At 42.7% G+C, this 19,582-nt stretch carries 17 protein-coding genes; 3 read left to right on the top strand and 14 right to left on the bottom strand.

What is annotated here, in order from left to right; genetic code table 11:
• Positions 1-125: 125 nt before the first annotated feature.
• From ruvX to IQ274_RS12270, 6 genes are all read right to left on the bottom strand, one after another.
• The gene (gene ruvX, locus IQ274_RS12295; protein WP_194142412.1) at positions 126-602 is read right to left on the bottom strand and encodes a Holliday junction resolvase RuvX; all 477 of its coding nucleotides are present in this window, start codon (positions 600-602) and stop codon (positions 126-128) included.
• Positions 602-1,840, bottom strand: a complete 1,239-nt coding sequence (locus IQ274_RS12290) for a GNAT family N-acetyltransferase (RefSeq protein ID WP_194142411.1) — start codon at positions 1,838-1,840, stop codon at positions 602-604. The genes ruvX and IQ274_RS12290 overlap by 1 nt, the downstream gene beginning before the upstream one ends.
• A gap of 221 nt (positions 1,841-2,061) precedes the next feature.
• Positions 2,062-2,268: a hypothetical protein gene (locus IQ274_RS12285; RefSeq protein WP_012407131.1), complete on the bottom strand. Its 207-nt coding sequence runs from the start codon at positions 2,266-2,268 to the stop codon at positions 2,062-2,064.
• A 144-nt stretch (positions 2,269-2,412) separates the two neighbouring features.
• Positions 2,413-2,904, bottom strand: a complete 492-nt coding sequence (locus IQ274_RS12280; RefSeq protein ID WP_194142410.1) for a hypothetical protein — start codon at positions 2,902-2,904, stop codon at positions 2,413-2,415.
• 119 nt (positions 2,905-3,023) lie between these two features.
• Positions 3,024-5,180, bottom strand: a complete 2,157-nt coding sequence (locus IQ274_RS12275) for a pentapeptide repeat-containing protein (RefSeq protein WP_194142409.1) — start codon at positions 5,178-5,180, stop codon at positions 3,024-3,026.
• A gap of 184 nt (positions 5,181-5,364) precedes the next feature.
• The gene (locus IQ274_RS12270; protein WP_194142408.1) at positions 5,365-5,709 is read right to left on the bottom strand and encodes a hypothetical protein; all 345 of its coding nucleotides are present in this window, start codon (positions 5,707-5,709) and stop codon (positions 5,365-5,367) included.
• A 468-nt stretch (positions 5,710-6,177) separates the two neighbouring features.
• Between IQ274_RS12270 and IQ274_RS12265 the strand changes: the two genes are divergently transcribed.
• Positions 6,178-6,609 carry a hypothetical protein gene (locus tag IQ274_RS12265; protein WP_194142407.1) on the top strand — a complete coding sequence of 144 codons (432 nt, stop codon included), beginning with the start codon at positions 6,178-6,180 and terminating at the stop codon, positions 6,607-6,609.
• Between the two features lie 49 nt (positions 6,610-6,658).
• On the opposite strand, the gene IQ274_RS12260 is transcribed toward IQ274_RS12265, so the two are convergent.
• The 6 genes from IQ274_RS12260 to petB form a co-directional block, all read right to left on the bottom strand.
• Positions 6,659-7,030 (bottom strand): hypothetical protein, encoded by a 372-nt coding sequence (locus tag IQ274_RS12260; RefSeq protein ID WP_163931695.1) that lies wholly within the window; start codon positions 7,028-7,030, stop codon positions 6,659-6,661.
• Positions 7,031-7,101: 71 nt separating this feature from the next.
• On the bottom strand, positions 7,102-8,283 hold the full coding sequence (locus IQ274_RS12255; protein ID WP_194142406.1) for a glycosyltransferase family 4 protein: 1,182 nt from the start codon (positions 8,281-8,283) through the stop codon (positions 7,102-7,104).
• 10 nt (positions 8,284-8,293) lie between these two features.
• The gene (locus tag IQ274_RS12250; protein ID WP_163931702.1) at positions 8,294-9,283 is read right to left on the bottom strand and encodes a GDP-mannose 4,6-dehydratase; all 990 of its coding nucleotides are present in this window, start codon (positions 9,281-9,283) and stop codon (positions 8,294-8,296) included.
• Positions 9,284-9,625: 342 nt separating this feature from the next.
• Complete coding sequence (locus tag IQ274_RS12245; RefSeq protein ID WP_041565844.1) at positions 9,626-10,066, bottom strand: ATP-binding protein; 441 nt, start codon at positions 10,064-10,066, stop codon at positions 9,626-9,628.
• 358 nt (positions 10,067-10,424) lie between these two features.
• Positions 10,425-10,907 (bottom strand): cytochrome b6-f complex subunit IV, encoded by a 483-nt coding sequence (gene petD / locus IQ274_RS12240; protein WP_012407122.1) that lies wholly within the window; start codon positions 10,905-10,907, stop codon positions 10,425-10,427.
• Between the two features lie 258 nt (positions 10,908-11,165).
• Complete coding sequence (gene petB / locus IQ274_RS12235) at positions 11,166-11,813, bottom strand: cytochrome b6 (RefSeq protein WP_012407121.1); 648 nt, start codon at positions 11,811-11,813, stop codon at positions 11,166-11,168.
• A 506-nt stretch (positions 11,814-12,319) separates the two neighbouring features.
• On the opposite strand from petB, the gene ctpA reads away from it, so the two are divergent.
• Positions 12,320-13,564, top strand: a complete 1,245-nt coding sequence (gene ctpA, locus IQ274_RS12230; protein WP_163931705.1) for a carboxyl-terminal processing protease CtpA — start codon at positions 12,320-12,322, stop codon at positions 13,562-13,564.
• A 471-nt stretch (positions 13,565-14,035) separates the two neighbouring features.
• Here ctpA and IQ274_RS12225 read toward each other — a convergent pair whose 3' ends face one another.
• Complete coding sequence (locus IQ274_RS12225) at positions 14,036-14,530, bottom strand: GNAT family N-acetyltransferase (protein WP_163931708.1); 495 nt, start codon at positions 14,528-14,530, stop codon at positions 14,036-14,038.
• Positions 14,531-14,823: 293 nt separating this feature from the next.
• Entirely contained in the window at positions 14,824-15,996 is a 1,173-nt protein-coding gene (locus IQ274_RS12220; RefSeq protein WP_114083591.1) for an RpoD/SigA family RNA polymerase sigma factor, read from the bottom strand.
• Between the two features lie 803 nt (positions 15,997-16,799).
• On the opposite strand from IQ274_RS12220, the gene priA reads away from it, so the two are divergent.
• Positions 16,800-19,463 (top strand): primosomal protein N', encoded by a 2,664-nt coding sequence (gene priA / locus IQ274_RS12215; protein WP_194142405.1) that lies wholly within the window; start codon positions 16,800-16,802, stop codon positions 19,461-19,463.
• Positions 19,464-19,582 lie beyond the last annotated feature (119 nt).

The raw sequence follows: 19,582 nt of genomic DNA, 5'->3' as shown, positions 1-19,582 counted from the left end.
TTAATAAATACCAGCAAGTTGAGAAATCGCTTAACTATTTAATGATATTTTATGTCAACAAAATAGCTTTACACGTAGATACAACTGCTAGCTAATCGTTTTTCAGAATATCATGTTAAAAGGTATCAATATTCAATAGCCGCAACTGAACTGCGGGAACTAGTACGCTTAATATCCAGCCATTGTTGCAAGATCAAAGCAGCTGCCTTGCGGTCAATCAAAGCTTTATGGCGTGATGGAGAGCGGTTTTCAGCAATTAGCAGTTGCTCTGCTTGAAATGAAGTTAATCGCTCATCCACATATTCCACAGGCAGTTTCAAGGCTTTAGTAAGTCTTGTAGTAAATTTTTGAACTTGACGCGCTTGAAATCCTATAGAGCCATCCATTGAATAAGGTAAGCCCATAACTAGGATTTGCACCTCGCGTTCATTAACTATTTGCCGGATTTGCTCAACATCCTGCTCAAAAGATGTGCGCTCAATTGTGGTAATCCCAGTGGCAATTAAACCCGTGCGATCGCACCCAGCCACACCAATCCGCTTGCGACCAAAATCTAGTCCCAAGGCTGAAATAAAGGGTTTTGGCTGCTCCTGGGATATCACTAATTCTCCTGCTCTGCATCTGCTGATTCAGGAATCGGCAATGCTTCTATGTTTGGGTTTTTTACCGAAAAGTTAATCGGTTCTGACTTAATTGGCAATGGTTTATCTGACGATGGCAGCTTTCCTGGTTGTATCCATGACATTCCACCTGGTATAGGTTTACGTGCCGGTTGTAAACCTTGCAGCATATCAGTCCACTGAATTCCTTCTAAAGAGACAAATTTCGACTCTCGTAGCTTGTGCCACACCGAGCGAGACATAACTAATGTATGTTTTATGCGTTTTGCGCCAATTCTTTCCAAATACTCTTCTCGCTCTGCCTGATAGTCAGAGGAGGCTAGTTGTAACCCTTGCTGAGGAAAATCTTGGGCAATCCGAGCCAGTTGAGATAACAATTCTGGATACAGCCAGGTGTAAGCAGGATGAACTGTCAGCGTTGCAGAGTGAGGAACTTCTCCCTTCCGGTCAAGTTGCACCTGAAAATAGCCGATCGCAGCTTTGCGTTGGGGTTCAAATACATAACCGCTGACTACTTCTGTTTTCGTCAGCCATTGCTTCACTGCATCAGTCAGAGCGCCGAATAAACTGGTTTTGAAGTCGCGGGTATTTCTGTCAAAAACCTGACGTACCAGAGGTGGCATAGATGCCGTATCTAGTTGATATAGCAACTGGGCATCAGCATTACTCACTGGCAAAAGGTTGGGCAAATCTGGCTCTGCTTGTGCCAATTCAGCCAGTAATTCTGGCCCAATTTCCCAATACGTCATTTCTGCCAGACGCTGGAATCCATTTTGGCGATATAGTGCCAGCGCCTCTATGTCATTGATGTTAACTTCCAGTAGCCAAGTGCGAGCTTCCAAAATCGATTCAAAGCAATGACGCAAAAGTTGCGAACCAATTCCTTGTTTATCGACACCACGCTCTAACAGCACTTGATCGATGCGCCAAGTACTGCGTGTTCGGTTAAAGGGTGACACTTGAATCATTCCTAAAAGCATCCGCCCTTGCTCTGCCACATAAGCACAGAGGCGATACTGGAGTGGGTTAGGAAACCAACTCAAAAACTTGAGTAATCCATACCAGCGACGCAGCATGAGCATCTGGCTGATGGCAAAACCTGCTCCCTGGGGAGTAAGGGCTGCGAATGACTCTTGAGTTATGCGCTCAATTCCGTCCAGATCCCGGTATTGGACTGGTCGGATAACAACGCTGAGGTTTCTGGGAAGTAATGAAGTCATTTTTATTCGAGCCGCTATTTAGCCTTAACTAACTGCTCTTCAAAGGAACTGCTGCAATAATATTAACTGCTTTCTGCCCTTTACTAGTGCGTCAAAAGTGTGATTTGAGTAATTTAATACTTAAAAAAGCAGAAAAGCAGACCTTGTGAGAACACCATTGGCGTTAACGTAACAACATCTGCCTTTATTTTATTTGAATTTTGATTAAAATTTGTATATATTTACAGCCCTTGTCGAGAAACTAGCTTTTCAAAGTGGGCTTGGGTTTGATGGAGTAATTGCTGGCGACTGTCTACCAGTGTTTGTTTCAGGGATGGAACAAGATTGCGAGCTTGCAGAGTCATGTGAAGTTGCAGGTTGGCAACATATTCACTGAAATCTTGATTCACTTCATCTGCGCCCGCATCTGTTAATAAATTTGATTCCATTGCCACTGTGTTCTCCTGTGTTAATCCTGTGCTATTTCTCTTCATGACAAAAAATTATCATGTTGTTTGGACTAACTTCTTAATTTGCAATGAAGTTTAACGCTTCTTAGGGATAGCGATCGCAGCAGGGTTTTATTTAGCCCATTAAAATCTCAAACCAACACCACCTTGTACAGAGATAGCTGTACCACCGCTATCACGGTAGGCATCAAAAGCAATGATGGCGTTGCCAAAAAGCACAGTATTGCTATTTGGGATCATATAATCAATTCCTGGTTGTAAAGCAAAACTGATTTTGTCGCCCACAGGAGAAGATCCACCACCACCAGCCAAGACTAACCCAGCACCCAGGTACGCATCAGCTTGCCAGTTAAGGGGAAAATCGTAAGAAACCGTTGGCACAACTGCCGTATTATTACCAATTAATACTTGGGCACGCAGTGAAAGCGGTGCTTCCAAAAGCTTGTAGCGCCCAGCTATAACTCCCCCAAATTGGATACCATCAGTAAAACCAACAGTGGGGCCTATACCTACATAACTGCCATAAGCTACTTGAGCTTGTGCTGTTTTAGTAGTCGCCAGACTCAAAACCAAGCTAGCTCCCAAAATTGAAACCAAATATGGAACATACTTCATAACCGACTCCTCACACCATTTTGTTATTGGGCATTGGGCAATGGGCATTGGGCATTATTATTCTTCCCTTGTCTCCTTTGTTTCTCTCATCCTCCCCTGCCCCTCTGCCCCCTTCCATTCTACGGGCAACGAGGATGAATGCCTCCTTGAGTACAAATGTATGCTAGTTGCTTGGAATCTAAATTTTTGGCTTGAGAAAAATCAACCCCTTGGACTACGGCAGATACTGAGCCTAAATCCGGGGTTTTGACAAATTGATCTGCTGGATCTTCTTTGCTAGGGGCGAGAATTGCCCCCTTAAAATCTGCTCCTGCCACATTTGCCCCCCGTAAATCTGCAAGACTTAGGTCAGCATTTTGTAAGTTAACGTTTTCCATCTGAGCAGAACGCAAAACAGCACCAGCTAAACGAGTGGCGCTTAGGTTAGCATTGCTGAGATTAGCACGATCCAAATAGGCTCCTGATAAATCTGCTCCTTGCCAATCAGTGTTAGTTAAGTTGGCAAAGGATAATTGCGTTCCTATAGCAGTGACACGACCTAAACGGGCAGCGTAAAGATTGGCTTCGTTCAATTTAGCATCACCTAAATCAGCCCCAGTTAAGCTGGCTCTTTCCAAAACTGCGTTTCGCAGATCGGCTCCTACTAGTTGGGTGCTGTTGAGTTTAGCGTCATATAGACGCGCGTTAGATAAGTTGGCTCTGTTGAGAGTGGCGCGGCTCAAATCGATCCGGTTCATCAAGACGCGACTAAGGTTAGCATCAGTAAGATTGGCTTGCTGCAACTGAGCTTGGCTTAAATCAGCTATTACATCGTCGTAGGTATCCCAACGCCCATCTTCACCCACACCTCGAAAGCGGCTACCCTTAAAGCTAGCTTGGTTGAGATTTGCAGATTTAAACTTAACTCCTGATAAATCAAGGTTGTCTAGTACCAAGTTGAAGAATGAACTACCTGGAGTACCGCTTTGACCTAATTGGGTGCTACTTAGGTCAACGCCTTCCATTTTTCCACTATATACAGAGAGAATTTTGTTGATTGTTCTTTGATTTCTTTGTAGCCGCCCTTGTCGCAATTCCCGCTCTTTTGTTGCAGCACTGCCCACAGACTCCAGTTCGCTAACCAAAAACTGATTCTTATTTTTTAATTCGGGGATAGCTTGGGGCCCGACAGTTGTCAAAGATTGTTGAATGGTATCCAAGAGGCTGGGGTTGGTTTCGCTAACCAATAAATCCGCCAGAAATTTTATGGATTGTGGATCGTTAAGACCACCCATAGCCAGAATTGCACTTTGGCGTTGCTCATTAGTCGCCCCAGAGTTCGGAGTTAATTGTTTGACAAGTTCGAGGAACTGTTGGCTATTAATTTGTTTAGTTGCTCGCTGTGATTGTTGAATTTGGATATAAACTTGAGTGCCGATTAAAGTTGCCAACACGGCCGTCATACTCGTTAGTCCCACCCCAAACAAAGTCAGGTTAGGATTTTGCTGTATCCGCCGCCACAGGTTGGATGAATGGTTGGTTTCATCTACCGTTAATTCTTCTCCCTCTTGTCCTTCTGCTTGATCATTACCACCGGCAGATTGAGCTTGTCTGTTATTAGCTAAGAGTGAGGATGGTAAGGGACGAGTCGCATCTATTGTATAAGTGCCTGCAAGTTGATCGTGCAGGGCGCGACGACCCCGGCGCGATGGTAAGCCGATCCCTTCACCCACAATCATTAATAAAGACAAAAATGTGAATAATCCTAAATTCGGAAAAGCAAAGCTGTAGCGCCACAGCAGATAGGCAATGGAAATAGGTACAGTCCAACGTCCCACTCCTTCTCTAATGACAACTGCTCCCAATCCGGGAGGCTTCCCTTGCTCGTTGACAACCCGCACCTTGAACCAACGTTTCGGAATTGTTCTACCAGTTTTAGCTAGTAAGTACAATTGCCACCATGAGAGAGTTACAGGCGCTAACAGGGCGATTGTCCACAAAATATTAGTCGGCCATGCGACATTACGGATACCATAGCTCACAGGCAGAGCTAGGGGTCTAGCGATCGCTCTTTCCGTCACTACCAATACGGGGTTAAGAGGTACTCGGTTAAGATCGCTTCTAGAATTCGCATAAACACCAATGCCGAAGGGAATCAACCCACTGGCAACCACTAGTGTGATTTCAGCCGCCCAAGCAGCAAAACGCCTACTTGCTAGCAACATTGAACTGGCTCTTTCTGGTTCTTTTGACTGACCAGATTGATTACTACTTCTCCTCACAATTGGTGATGTCATCAGATAATTCCCTTTGATATTATTTTTACGCCGCGATCGGCACAATTAAAATAGACTAAGCTAATCGGCAAAAAGAAAAGCATATTGAAATAGAATTGAGGAGTTATGAGAGTCAGGAGCCTTTTGTATTATGACTCCTGACTCTCACAACTCCGGGCAGATTGCCAAGTAATTGCATATCAACTTATTGCTTACGTTGAAAGCTACTAGACACAAAAAATTTGTATCCAACATACACTAACGCTGCTAAAAGTGCCAGAGTTATTACAGATGCAATCAGTTTAAACACTGTTTGCAGCATCGCCAAGCCTACTAGCAGCGTCACACCCGAAACTACCAGCTTTTTTGTCCCAGATAAGCCGTTGAACCAAATCTTAAATCGCTCCAGTTGCAAGCTCAAGTTAGCAAAAACAGACTGAGGCATCTGTTTTTGTCCTTGTGGTTGATAAACAACCCCAGGTGCGGAATTAATCTCTGCCTCTAACTTATCGAGGCGGCGCTGTAAGTCTTCTTCTGGTTGAGGATTCATAAATCTTTTTCTACCTCATTTAGCATATTTATTCGACAACAGACCAACTAAATTCTATTTTTGGTGGTTGTCTTAGTGATTTTAGCTAATGTCTGTGTGTGTAATACCCTTCTGACAGGTAAAAATTATGTTTTTTTGTTATTGTCTGGTAATTTATCTAATTTTTACAGTAATTTTACGTTTCTAAAATGTAAAAAATAAGGCTTTTTAAACAGATGCCTATTCTACTGGTGGTTAAATATTTTAGTAGAGAAGCGATCGCCAGCCATCATCATATATGAGTAAATTTGCAGGATAAATGTAAAGCCTTTACTTAGCGACAGCTCTACATCCCATCTTCACAAACAATTTTTAATTTAATGGTATTAGGTTATACGGCAGCTTTTGGAACCAAGATAAATTGATATCGTCAATTAAATTACACTGTATAACAATAATTGCTCTAAAAAATCTGGAGCATTAATTAAAATGAAAACGCTTCGGCTACTTGCAATTCTTCCCATATCTTTGGTGATGAGCTTGGTTTTTACTGAGGCTAATTTGGCACAGACACCAAATGTCCAAATAAATCGGACTTTCCAGCCAGATCCACTGGTTTTGAACGGAAAGTCTGGGGGAACTGTCAAAAGCAATTGTGGCAATATTACTACTGAACCTAGCCAAGTTATTCAGGTTACAGAGTCACTACCTTATTTACGATTAACGGTAGAAAGTCAAGGGAAGCCAACGCTGTTGATCGACGGGCCAGGGGGACGTTTTTGTGTAATGGCAGATAGTTCCTCTGGAGGCAAGGCAGAGCTTCCTGGTTACTGGCAAGCAGGAAGATACACGGTGCATGTGGGCGAACTATCCCAGCAGCAGTTTAACTACACCCTCTCAATCTCGCAAAAAAACAAATAGTCATTAGTCATTTGTCTTTTACTAATAACCAATGACTAATGACCAATGACTAATCTTCAAGTGATTTGGCTGGAACTTCAACAGCAGTGACATCAATTGTGCCTTCTGGTGTGAAGCGCTGAAAATGACTATTTTGTACTAACAGCGACTCACCACAGTTGGGACACTGTAACTGACTGTTGTTTAAACCCGTAAATTCATATCTACAGACGGGACACTGGTCAGCAACCAAGTTGCGTTGCAGCCACCAACGAAAGCCAAAAAAAGCCACAATGGGTGCTAAAAACAGCAACCCGACAATAATTAGCAACGAATTAACCAACCAACCTAGGCCCAGTGATGCCAGCAACCAAACAACTGCTAGCAGAGTGAGCCAAGGCCGGAGATTTAAAAGATTCAATTGAAATGACTTAAAGCTCATTTTTAAATGTCGTCCTGCTCTCCTTCTAGGATAGCGATTTTAGTCATTGGTCATTGGTCATTGGTCATTTGTCATTTTGACTTAATGACTGAGGATAGGAGCATTTTTTGCAAGTGCTGTTGGAAGGCATCTATGCCAAACAGAGCGATCGCTTGTTCTCGTAGCCACTGTCCATCACATCGTTGGTCATCCCCTTGAAGCATTTCTATACAAGCTGCTGCTACAGCATCAGCATTCCGGTGTGGTACTCGCCATCCCAGTTTACCATCCTGCAAGGGGTCAGCCGAGCCATCGTCATCACCGGATAAGACTGGTACTCCACAAGCCATTGCTTCTAGATAAACAATGCCAAAGCCTTCTTGCGAAGGCATGATATAGGCATCAGCAAGGCGGTAATGTTCCATTAATTCTTCTGTAGCAACAAAACCCGCAAAGACGACGCGATTGCTCACACCCAAATCTTTTGCAAGCTGCGCCAATCGCGGTTGGTCATCACCGCGACCAATTACTAAATATTTCACTTCTGGGAAAACCTGAGCAATTTGTGGTAATGCCCGAATTGTGACATCTACACCCTTGTAAATATCCCCTGACCATAAGCGTGCTACTGTCATTAACACCTTAGAACCAGTTAAACCATATTTTTGAACGAATTCTGGCTGCTTGGAACCAGGAGTAAATTTATCTCCATCAATTGCACAAGGCATCATCTCTACCATTTTGGGGTTTAAACCATTGGCAAGACAAGCGCGATCGCGGCTGTAACGGCTAATTGTCCAAATTTTATCTGCTGATGTCAGGGCGCGACGTTCTTGATTTTTTAGAGGTTCCCAGACTTCTTTGCCATAAGTTAGCACGGTGTAAGGAATCCCCAAGGGCTGGCAAAGAGTTTGGATTAATACTGCTAAGTTAATATGACCGCAGAAAACTTGCTGCGGACGGTTTTGCAATAGACACTTGAGTAAAGCTGCTGTCATTTGCAGTCTCCCTAAATGAGGGGACTGATTTTTAAAGTAATGAAATTTTAAGTTCTCGTCTTCAAACAGATTTAAACTATCAGGGCTATCTCGCAGCAAAAATACTTCCGCCTTGTAAGCTTGACTTAATCCCAGATAGGCGCGAAAAATATCTTTTATATATGATTGAATACCACCTTCGTGGGCAAAAATTTCTAAAAACACGAAGACATGGTTAGTTTTTTGGTTAACTTTATCACCTACCTTTAGGTTTTGTGTCACTTTAGTGATATGCATATTAGGTTATTTACACTTGGGTTAAGGGCGCAATCGCACCGCTTTGTAACCGCTCTAAATCTGTTTTTACCATTTTTTCTAAAAGTTCCTCAAAGCTTACTTGGGGTTCCCAGCCAAGATTTCTTTTAGCTTTACTAGGGTCAGCTACTAGTTGAAAATGCTCATCTTGTCTCAATAAACTGGTATTTAAAACTATATAGCGCGTCCAATCCAATCCGACAGACTCAAAAGCTGTGGCAACTAAATCTCTAACACTGTGCAGTTTTCCAGTGCCAATCACATATTCTTCTGGTTCATTGACTTGCAACATGAGCCACATAGCTTCTACGTAATCTCCCGCAAAGCCCCAATCGCGTTTCGCATCTAAATTACCCATTTCTAAGGTGTCAGTTAAACCCAATTTAATCGATGCGGCTGCCAAAGAAACTTTTCGGGTTACAAACTGAGGTGCGCGGAGAGGAGACTCATGGTTATATAAAATTCCACTACAGGCAAATAGGCCATAGCGCTGTCTGTGATGCACCATCGTCCAGTGGGCGTGCATCTTGGCCGCAGCATAGGGATTTTTGGGACGAAAAGGCGTTTCTTCATCTTGAGGCGAACTAAATACATCGCCAAACATTTCCGAACTGCTGGCTTGATAAAATCTGGTAGACAAACCAACCTGTCGTACTGCTTCCAAAAGTCTGGTAGCTGTACCAGTGATCAAATCTAGGGTTCCTAATGGGTCGTTCCAAGAGTCGGGTACAAAACTGGGAGCCGCCAAATTGTAAATTTCTTGGGGACGTAGTTGCTCAACTGCGGTCAACAGCGCCCCACTATCCCTCAAGTCAACCGTAAAAATTTCTACCTGATTCGCCAGTGTTCCCAGCTTTGTCAAATTAGGTTGTCGATGGGGAGGTACTAATCCTACAACTCGATAGCCACGGTTGAGGAGCAAATGGCTGAGATAATAGCCATCTTGACCAGTTATTCCTGTAATGAGGGCTGTTTTAGTCATAATCTGTCCCCTATTATCTCTATCTCTATTAAGGACTAAATAGCAGTTGTGGGAGAAAAAACATTCCGACTCTCAACACTGCTGACAAATCTTAACAAGGGAGCTAATATAACTCGAATGCTATCTTTACTGTATTCACTAATTCTTTTTATACAAAAATATTTTTGAGATTTTACAAAAAAATCATAATAACTAAGCAATTTTACGCAAAAAATACATTATTCCAATTCAAATCATATTGAAAAAGGAATATACTTTATCAATCAAATAACTACATTTTGTAGCAAAGAGTTTTTCCGTTCATACTTCTGTTTTGAAGTAAGTGGTTTAACTTCGCTTTTCTTATTGTGCTTCTACAGAGTATTTGACGATGAGAAGGCAATTTCTACCATCTGCACCACGTTCGTATACAACACGGTCTGCCAACCGCCGGAGGAGGAACCATCCATACCCGCCTACTTGTAGAGTACCTGGGGCTGGCTCTGCGATCGCATCAGGATTAAAAGGTTTTCCATAATCCCAAATTCTAATCTCTAGGCGATCGATCCACAGATCAACGTTAATTTCAATGGTTGTTTCTGGGGGTAAAGCATGATGAGCGTGACGAACAGCGTTGGTAAAACCTTCTGCTAATGCTAAATTGAGGCGATCTAGTTGAGTTTTTGACCAGCCAAGTTGAGACAGATGTTGCAGACAAAATTGCTCGAACCATTCTTGCACCTGGTTTAGGAGGCTGAGTTCGCTCTTAACCTTCAGATGGTCTTGCTGCACTATGGTAAACATTAACTGTGACTTAAATATAAATAAACCCAAGTTGCTAGTTATTAAATTTTGCATGATTCGCCAAATTGTTCTGATGTAGAAAAATCTAAATTGAGATATTTTATCTACCAAAATACAAAACATGAACGATTTTGGCATTTATAGCGTTGTAACTAGCAACTTACGTTAATTAAGTGAAAAATGTTTATATTTGATGAATTTTGGTGATTTTAGATTTTGGGATAGCTTTTCAATCCAAAACTCAGATCCCGAATGCAATCTGAACTATTAAAATTGACGCCTGTAGATTTCTTCCAAAAACATATCTGTAATATGCTCTTGAAACTCACAGGCGTCAAAGCACTTTGTAGTGACTAATTTAGAATAGTCCCAAGGTCAAAGATTTATCCAATGGCAAGGCAGCACCAATACCCAGCCACACGGTGACAAGAGTGCCAACGAGGAAGACTGTGGTTGCAACTGGACGACGGAAGGGGTTTTGGAACTTGTTGACGTTCTCAATAAAAGGAACGAGAATTAGCCCAACTGGTACAGAACCCATTGCTAACACTCCTAAAAGTTTGTTAGGAAGCGATCGCAAAATTTGGAAGACTGGATACAAGTACCACTCTGGTAAAATTTCCAATGGTGTGGCAAAAGGATTTGCTGGTTCACCGGTCATTGCAGGATCTAGCACAGCTAGAGCCACAATTGCAGCGAAGGAACCCATGATCACGATTGGAAAGACATAAAGTAAGTCATTAGGCCAAGCGGGTTCACCATAGTAATTGTGACCCATGCCTTTGGCGAGTTTGGCTCTTAACTGAGGATCGCTCAGGTCAGGTTTTTTTTGTGTTGCCATTTTGAAATGTGCTCTCCTGCTTAAGTTAAATTAAAGCATTTGTGAAGGCTATCAGCTACTAGGCAAACCTAGCAGGCAGAAAGCAGCGTTTTGTTTGTCTACGTTTATCCACCTGGAAGGAATTTACAGCTTTGGGCTTCAGATGAAGTGTTTATTTTTGGGAACTTATGTGCAATTAAATTTATTGTGTTTCATAAGTTTAAAACAAACAACTTCACCTGAAAACTGACAAATCTTGCCTTTCGCTAATAATTGAGATTACAAAGGCCCGGAAATGCCTTGCTTGCGGATCATCAAGAAGTGAAACAGCATGAAGACTGCAATCAACCAAGGCAGCACAAAGGTGTGTGCGCTGTAGTAACGAGTTAGTGTTGCTTGACCAACACTTGAACCGCCGCGCAGCAGGTCGGAGATCAGAACGCCAACTACGGGAATTGCTTCTGGTACGCCACTAACGATTTTTACAGCCCAGTAGCCAACTTGATCCCAAGGTAGGGAATAGCCGGTAACTCCAAAGGAAACTGTAATTACAGCTAGGATGACACCGCTGACCCAAGTTAGTTCGCGGGGCTTTTTAAAACCACCTGTGAGATAAACCCGGAAGACGTGCAAAATCATCATTAACACCATCATGCTGGCAGACCAGCGATGGATGGAGCGAATTAGCCAACCGAAGTTTACTTCATTCATGATGTACTCCACTGAGGAGAACGCTTCAGTGACTGTTGGCCTGTAGTAGAACGTCATGGCAAATCCAGTGGCAAACTGGATGAGAAAGCAAACCAGGGTAATACCACCCAAGCAGTAGAAGATGTTGACGTGGGGAGGGACGTACTTACTAGTAACGTCTTCAGCGAGTGCCTGAATCTCCAGGCGTTCCTCAAACCAGTCGTAAACGTTGGCCATACAATCTCAAGTTCCTAAAAGTCGGTTGCGGTTGATAAATCCCGAAGCTTTAAATCGGCGACTAAAATTCTGATGGTTCCAAGCCTCGGCATCCTGCGGGTTCGCCCAAGGGGTTGCCGCAGGCTAGGGTAACAACAGAATTGTCTATGGACTTCTCATAAGCCGCCTCTTATGACTTCTCTCCCAATTAGCAATTTTGGGATTTTGGTAAAGACGAGTTTATTTCGTTTGCTTGTCAGCTTTCAGCGTGCTAAGAGTCTTCAGAAACTTTACACTCTGTAAAGAAGGAATATATTGCGATCTCTTTACGCCCCTGCACAGAAAATGGTGGACACAAAGTAGATTTTATCCTTTCGTGAGTGGATACAACGCATCAGTTGACTGAACAACTTGATGAGAGAAATGCACCACTTCTATAAAAAAAGTAACATAATCGAGAGATAGATTTCATCAACAACAGGACAACTGAGCATTTCTAGGCAATTTGGGTTGAGGTGGAATTGATAATGGGGTTCATGAACAAACAAGTCTTTCGGGTTGGATTTTCGTTGTTAATGGCGTTTTGGTTGGCGTTTGGTACGCTTACCCAGCCTGCGGTGGCTTTAACGGGGGAACAAAAGCTGGTTTCCGAAGTATGGCGAATTGTTAATCGCACTTATCTAGATGAGACTTTTAATCATCAGAATTGGGCGGCTGTGCGGCAAAAAGTTCTAGAGAAGCCGCTTACAGACGCAAATGCCAGTTATGCGGCAATTGGGAAGATGCTCAAGAGCCTTGATGACCCTTTTACCCGCTTTTTAGACCCGGAACAGTACCGCAGCTTAAAGGTCAATACTTCTGGGGAACTGACTGGGGTAGGATTGCAAATTGTCCTGAATCCTGAGACTGGGAAGTTGGAAGTAGTGGCTCCTATAGCAGGTTCACCAGCAGATAAAGCGGGGATTAGACCACGCGATCGCATTCTTAAAATTGAAGGCGTGCCCACAAAAAATCTTACCCTAGATGAAGCTGCAACTAAAATGCGCGGGCCAAGTGGCAGCCTTGTTACTCTCCTCATCGAACGGGATGGAGAGCCAGAAACGGAAATTAGATTAACGCGCGATCGCATTGCTCTTAACCCTGTGGTTTCAGAATTGCGTGTTTCCACTGAAGGTACATCTATTGGTTACCTACGTCTCACTCAATTCAATGCCAACGCCTCAACGGAATTGGCACACGCTATTTCTAGTCTAGAAAAAAAAGGCGCTGCTGCCTACATTCTAGATTTACGAAATAATCCTGGGGGATTATTGCAATCAGGAATTGAAATTGCCCGTCAGTGGTTAGATTCTGGTACTATTGTCTACACTGTGAATAGACAAGGCATTCAGGGTAGTTTCGAAGCCTTTGGGCCAGCCCTGACGAACGATCCTCTGGTAATTTTGGTGAATCAAGGAACTGCCAGTGCTAGCGAAATTCTGGCTGGCGCACTCCAAGATAACGGTCGTGCCCAGTTGGTAGGCGAAACCACTTTTGGTAAGGGTTTAATTCAATCTTTATTTGAATTATCAGATGGTTCGGGATTGGCAGTCACAATTGCTAAGTATGAAACTCCTCAACACCGGGATATTAACAAACTAGGTATTAAGCCAGATAAAGTGATTTCCCAAGATCCAATTAACCGCGAACAGATTGGTACTGAAGCGGATCTGCAATATCAAGCAGCAGTGGAACTTTTGAAGAAAGACTTGGTTGTGGCAGGAAAAGTGTAAAAGCTAAAGAGTTAAAAGAGGTTTCTTGATTAAGCTTACGGCTTACGCAAACAATAACCAAAACCAGGATTTACAGGTAAGGGCAATACCCTGCGTGAGTACCCCTACCTGGTTAAGTTTTGTGTAAGTCCTAAAGCTAATTAGGCGGTACTACATGAATTGTCAAATTTTGTGCCTTTGCCAAGTTCGGACTCGACGCTAATTTGACAACCATGTTTTTCCACAATCATTTTATGAGCGATGTCTAGACGACAAGCCGCTCTGTGTCTACGCTAATCCCAACCCTGTATTTTTACTGCTAGCTTTTGTCATCAATAAATGATCAGGTTCGCAAATGTTAAGCAATATCTGGTTAATTAATAGCCTTTTTAAAGAGGGTTAGTGAGGATCTAAAAGTGCTTAAAGTTTAGAGAAAAACACTTTTCCAACAACCTCTTGTGACTACTGAATTCAGAATAGCTGAATTTTTCTTCAATTGACAGCCCCTAACTGCGTAAGCGCGTCTTCTGTGACACGGCAAATTCGCCAATCATCTAATATAGATGCTCCTATACTACGGTAGAATGCTTTAGCTGGTTCATTCCAATCCAACACACTCCACTCTAACCGTCCACAGTCACGTTCTATAGCTATCTGGGCTACTTTAGAAATAAGAGCTTTACCAATACCTTGCCTACGATACTCTGGTAAAACAAATAAGTCTTCCAGATAAATTCCGGGCTTGGTCAAAAATGTTGAATAATTATGAAAAAATAGGGCAAAAGCAACAGCTTGACCAGCAGTTTCTGCTAAAATCGCTTCTATATATCTGTGCGAACCAAATAAATGCTCCTTAAGTGCCAGAGCATCGCCAGTGACAGCATGAGATAATTTTTCATACTCAGCAAGTCCCTGAATTAATTGAAAAAGTACGCTGTAATCAGTTGGTTCAGCAAAACGCAAAATCAAATTGCTACACGAAGTCATTTGTCTATAGTCTACAGTTCATAGTCCATAGTCTATAGGTAACTGTGCAATTTTTTTTTAAAATGACTAAACAAAAGCCGAAAAAGGTACAGAATGACCGTTTTTTGAGAGTTGCGGTAGTCGAAGCTCAAGAAATATAAATATACCAGCCCCTAAATTCATTATTGGAGCTAATTAAGTCAAACCATGCGGGTAATTCAAAATTCAAAATTCAAAATTAAATATCTATTTTTGAATTTTGAATGGGAACGAAGTGATGATCAGGTATTGCGTCTCTATCTCCGTAAATGTAACTAAATTAACCAACCTTTTAAGCGTTTAGCTATGTGGGGACGGCGCAATTTTCGCATCGCTTTGCTTTGAATTTGGCGCACTCGCTCACGGGAAAGATTGAACATATTGCCAACTTCTTCTAACGTACAGGGTTCGCTGGTGGTCAAACCATAACGCAGAGAAATCACATCTTTTTCTCGTGGAGTTAACACATCACCTAGTACTTCCCAAATCTCCTGACGCATCATGTTTTCATTCATTTTTGCTTCTGGAGACAGGTTATCTTCATCTTCTAGCAAATCCATCAATTCCGTGTCTTCTTCTTTACCGACACGGTGGTTGAGAGAAAGTGCTTGACGGCGTAGCTGTTGTAGTTGGCGTAGTTGTTGTACGCTAATTTCCAAAGCTTCTGCCATTTCACCTTCGGTAGGATTCCGACAGAGTTTTTGCTTTAGTTCCCGTTGAGCTTTTTTGAGTTTGTTAAGCTTTTCAACAATATGAATAGGTAGCCTGATTGTCCGCGCATCGTTAGCTATAGCCCTGGTAATCGCTTGTCTAATCCACCAATAGGCATAAGTAGAAAACTTATATCCCTTATCTGGATCAAACTTTTCTGTAGCGCGATTTAAACCCATTGCTCCTTCCTGAATTAAATCCAGAAAAGGCACTCCCCGATTTAGATATCGTTTAGCAATAGAAACTACTAACCTCAAGTTGGAGCGAATCATTTTGCGTTTCGCTACTCTACCTTGATACAAGCGACTTTCTAGTTGCTTTTCGGTCATTTCTAGCTCGGAAGCTACTTCTAGTTTGGTAGGTTCCTGTCCTAGTTTTAAGTTTAAAGCAGCTTGTAATTCCCTAATTTCCTCTAGAAATCTAACTCGCCGCGCTAACTCTACTTCTTCATCAGCTTTTAAAAGCGGATAACGCGCCATCTCTTTAAAAAACGCGCCGACAGCATCGTCATGCTCGGTTTTATTGTATCCCGAAGGGCGGGCCGCCGCCATGTCATCTCCATCGCGTTCATCTGATTCCAGATTTTCTACTACAATTGGAGGCTCTTCATCTGCCACTGCATCTAAACTATCGAGTGATGGTTCTTCAATATCAGCAGCATTCTCCAGTATTTCCATTTTTCCCAATTCAACAATGTTCATAGTTTCCTTTAGGGATTGTTGTTTTGTTTGGTACATAATTTAGTTACAGCTACTCGTTTGAGGCTTGGTAGTTTTCCCTAATGTACGAATGCACCCCTTTATATGTCGGAAGAGAAGCTTCTACTAATTTCTATTCAAGAATAAAAATCTATATCTACTTACAACCTACGGGTTACAGTTAGATACAACCCATAACGTAACTGACCTTAGCACCCAACAAAACGTTCTTCTCAGGCTTCTAACAGATTATATTCTTCATTTTTTTCTTAATTACCAAATATGTCAAACCCCCTCAAACTTTCTCAACCTGAACAAACATAAAAATCTCAGCTAACCATCCAATTTTCTTAAACTTTCATATATTTTTCTAAATATATATTTTCCTGTTTAGGTATTTGGAAGTCACTGGATAAATTTAAAACCTGGTGATGGGGTTATGCCTTCCCAATTTCAAGTTACCCAAATGATACAAATTACAATAATGGCAGCTTAATTTTGGGATGATCTTATTTGTATAAAAGCATCTCATATACAGAAAGGGTTGAATATCTATCGATAGGCGGAAAAAGGCTACTCCCTATTTAGTAGATAGAGTAACTGTTGCAGAAAGTGCGGACATGCTTTTATTGATATAGTGGGTACCAAATATTTATTGCACGTATAGTTGATACGAATTTGTCTAGTAGATTACATAAGAGGAAACTTATCAAGTATTATGAAGGATAACAGTATTGAAAAATACTATTTAAATTTAAGAAAGCAAAAAATTAGAGTTTAGTTAGCTAGGTTAATTTTGACCAGCTATGTGAGGAAAATATTTAACTATAAAGTCAGCAACTATGTATATTAATGACATAAAATTATCTCCTTTAGTGGTGGCTGAACCTAGTGAATCGTACCAATCAGGTACAACTATTAATAGGTGGGTTGAAGTACTGGTAGACTGTCCAGGAAGTACAGGATTATTTACTTATCGATTGCCAGCCCAGTTAGAAATAAAACCAGGGGATATTTTGAGCGTGCCATTTGGGGCACAACAATTAGGAGCGATCGCAATTCGGTTACTGGCACAACCAAATGTTGATTTAGCACCAGAAAAAATCCGAGAAGTAGAAGATATAGTCAGCGTTGGATTTTTCCCAAGTGCTTATTGGGAATTACTCAATCGAGTTGCTGCATATTACTATACGCCTCTGATTCAAGTAATCCGGGTTGCTCTACCACCAGGGTTGCTGGGGCGATCGCAGCGCCGTATCCGCCTTGTTAGAGGAGGGGGAGGAGGGGGCAAGGGGCACACTTCTCTACGAGACGCTGCGCGAACGGCTACGCTCAGTGACCAGGGAGCAGGGGGAAGTAGTTATTTGCTAGCACCTTCCGATCCTTTAGCTTTCTTGACTCCTACTGCGCGGCAAGTTTGGCAACTTTTGCAAGTGCAGCCTGCGGGGGATTATAGTTTCGCCTACCTTCAACAAAAAGTCAAATCTGCCTATCGGGGAATTCGGGAGTTGCTGCGATTCGGTTTAGTAGAAAGCTATTTAGAACCGCCACGGCTGACTCGACCAAAGCTACAAAAAGCAGTCACGCTGACAGGTATAATTGATAGCGACTTAACTACCCGCCAGCGAGAGATTTTGGAAGTGCTACGGCGGCATAATGGGGAGTTGTGGCAAAATGAATTACTGCAAATTTGCAATGCTAGTTCTTCTATTCTCAAAACGCTGACACAAAAGGGTTATATCGTTATTGAAGAACGGGAAGTATTGCGAACCGAACAGGGCCCAGCATTAGCAGGTGATGGGGCTAAATCTTTAACTGCTGCCCAAGCTAGCGCTTTGGAAACAATCCAGACATTAGATGGATTTGCTGAAGTTTTATTGCATGGGGTGACGGGTTCAGGAAAAACCGAAGTATATTTGCAAGCGATCGCACCTCTTCTCAACCAAGGCAAATCTGCCCTCGTTCTAGTCCCCGAAATTGGACTGACACCCCAGCTAACCGATCGTTTTCGTGCCCGTTTCGGCAATAAAGTCAGCGTTTATCACAGCGCCCTCTCCGACGGTGAACGTTACGACACTTGGCGGCAAATGCTCACAGGAGAACCTCAAGTTGTCATTGGTACGCGCAGCGCCGTTTTCGCGCCTTTGCCCAACTTGGGTTTAATTATTTTAGATGAAGAACACGACAGCAGCTTTAAACAAGACTCACCCATACCTACTTACCATGCCCGCACTGTCGCCCAATGGCGAGCCGAACTAGAAAATTGCCCCTTATTGTTAGGTTCCGCCACCCCTTCCTTGGAAACTTGGGTAAGCGTGGGGAGGCAGGGGAGCAGGGGAGCAGGGGGAGAATTCGTAACTCCTCACTCCTCACTCCTCACTCCTCACTCCTCACTCCTCACTCCTCACTCATCACTCAGCACTCATTATTTAAGTTTGCCCGAACGCATCAATTCTCGCCCTTTACCGCCTGTGGAAATAGTCGATATGCGGCAAGAGTTGCAGCAGGGAAATCGTTCTATATTTAGTAGATCGCTGCAAGAAGCTTTGCAACAGTTGCAAGAGAGAAAACAACAGGGAATTTTATTTATCCATCGTCGGGGACACAGTACTTTTGTCTCATGCCGCAGTTGTGGGTATGTGTTGGAATGTCCGCATTGTGATGTGTCACTGGCGTACCACCACACCGAAGAAAAAGCACCGGAATTATTGCGCTGTCATTATTGTAATTATGCGCGATCGCATCCCAAATACTGCCCCGATTGTAGTTCCCCTTACCTGAAATTTTTCGGTAGCGGGACTCAGCGAGTAACGCAGGAATTAGCGCGACAGTTCCCAGAGTTACGCTTGATTCGTTTTGATAGCGATACCACCCGTAACAAAGGTTCACACCGGACTTTACTCACCCAGTTTGCCAACGGCGAAGCGGATTTATTAGTTGGTACGCAAATGCTCACCAAAGGTTTGGATTTACCACAAGTGACACTTGTGGGCGTTGTCGCCGCCGATGGATTGCTAAATTTATCAGATTATCGCGCCAGTGAGCGGGCATTTCAAACCTTGACTCAAGTCGCTGGACGTGCTGGTAGAGGTAACGATCCAGGGAGGGTGATTGTACAAACTTACACTACAGAACATCAGGTAATTGCGGCAGTGCGATCGCACGATTATCACTCTTTCTCCCAAGCTGAGTTAGAACAACGCCAAGCCCTCAATTATCCCCCTTATGGGCGGTTAATTTTGTTGCGCTTAAGTAGTCTCGATCCCATTCAAGTGCAAAATACAGCACAAATCATTGCCACAGCCTTGAGTACAGAAGAAGAATTCGAGATATTAGGGCCAGCACCAGCAAGTATTTTACGCGTAGCAAATCGTTATCGCTGGCAGATATTGATTAAATTTGCTCCCGATGCATTGCCACAATTGCCAGATTGGGAAGAAGTGCGATCGCTTTGTCCTTCGTCTGTTAGCCTAACTATTGATGTAGACCCATTAAATATTATGTGATTTTCTTGGGCTAAAAGATTGAGAAATCTGGTTTATCTAAAATAGTCCATTGATAGGTTTGTAGTAAGCACTTCAGTGCTTGAATATTTGAGGACTAAAGTTTTTACTACAAAAGTATT

Origin of the sequence: Nostoc sp. LEGE 12447 (assembly GCF_015206985.1) — a bacterium.
Lineage (GTDB): Bacteria > Cyanobacteriota > Cyanobacteriia > Cyanobacteriales > Nostocaceae > Nostoc.
The sequence above is the reverse complement of the archived record's forward strand: the minus strand, read 5'-3'. Positions and strand labels throughout refer to the sequence as shown.

Excerpts from the sequence above, each read along its gene's own strand:
- IQ274_RS12220 (WP_114083591.1), bottom strand. The coding sequence starts at position 15,996 with ATGTACCAAACAAAACAACAATCCCTAAAGGAAACTATGAACATTGTT.
- IQ274_RS12255 (WP_194142406.1), bottom strand. The coding sequence starts at position 8,283 with ATGCATATCACTAAAGTGACACAAAACCTAAAGGTAGGTGATAAAGTT.
- IQ274_RS12265 (WP_194142407.1), top strand. The coding sequence starts at position 6,178 with ATGAAAACGCTTCGGCTACTTGCAATTCTTCCCATATCTTTGGTGATG.
- IQ274_RS12280 (WP_194142410.1), bottom strand. The coding sequence starts at position 2,904 with ATGAAGTATGTTCCATATTTGGTTTCAATTTTGGGAGCTAGCTTGGTT.
- ctpA (WP_163931705.1), top strand. The coding sequence starts at position 12,320 with ATGGGGTTCATGAACAAACAAGTCTTTCGGGTTGGATTTTCGTTGTTA.
- IQ274_RS12250 (WP_163931702.1), bottom strand. The coding sequence starts at position 9,283 with ATGACTAAAACAGCCCTCATTACAGGAATAACTGGTCAAGATGGCTAT.
- IQ274_RS12285 (WP_012407131.1), bottom strand. The coding sequence starts at position 2,268 with ATGGAATCAAATTTATTAACAGATGCGGGCGCAGATGAAGTGAATCAA.
- petD (WP_012407122.1), bottom strand. The coding sequence starts at position 10,907 with ATGGCAACACAAAAAAAACCTGACCTGAGCGATCCTCAGTTAAGAGCC.
- priA (WP_194142405.1), top strand. The coding sequence starts at position 16,800 with ATGTATATTAATGACATAAAATTATCTCCTTTAGTGGTGGCTGAACCT.
- IQ274_RS12245 (WP_041565844.1), bottom strand. The coding sequence starts at position 10,066 with ATGTTTACCATAGTGCAGCAAGACCATCTGAAGGTTAAGAGCGAACTC.
- IQ274_RS12290 (WP_194142411.1), bottom strand. The coding sequence starts at position 1,840 with ATGACTTCATTACTTCCCAGAAACCTCAGCGTTGTTATCCGACCAGTC.
- IQ274_RS12270 (WP_194142408.1), bottom strand. The coding sequence starts at position 5,709 with ATGAATCCTCAACCAGAAGAAGACTTACAGCGCCGCCTCGATAAGTTA.
- IQ274_RS12260 (WP_163931695.1), bottom strand. The coding sequence starts at position 7,030 with ATGAGCTTTAAGTCATTTCAATTGAATCTTTTAAATCTCCGGCCTTGG.
- petB (WP_012407121.1), bottom strand. The coding sequence starts at position 11,813 with ATGGCCAACGTTTACGACTGGTTTGAGGAACGCCTGGAGATTCAGGCA.
- IQ274_RS12275 (WP_194142409.1), bottom strand. The coding sequence starts at position 5,180 with ATGACATCACCAATTGTGAGGAGAAGTAGTAATCAATCTGGTCAGTCA.
- IQ274_RS12225 (WP_163931708.1), bottom strand. The coding sequence starts at position 14,530 with ATGACTTCGTGTAGCAATTTGATTTTGCGTTTTGCTGAACCAACTGAT.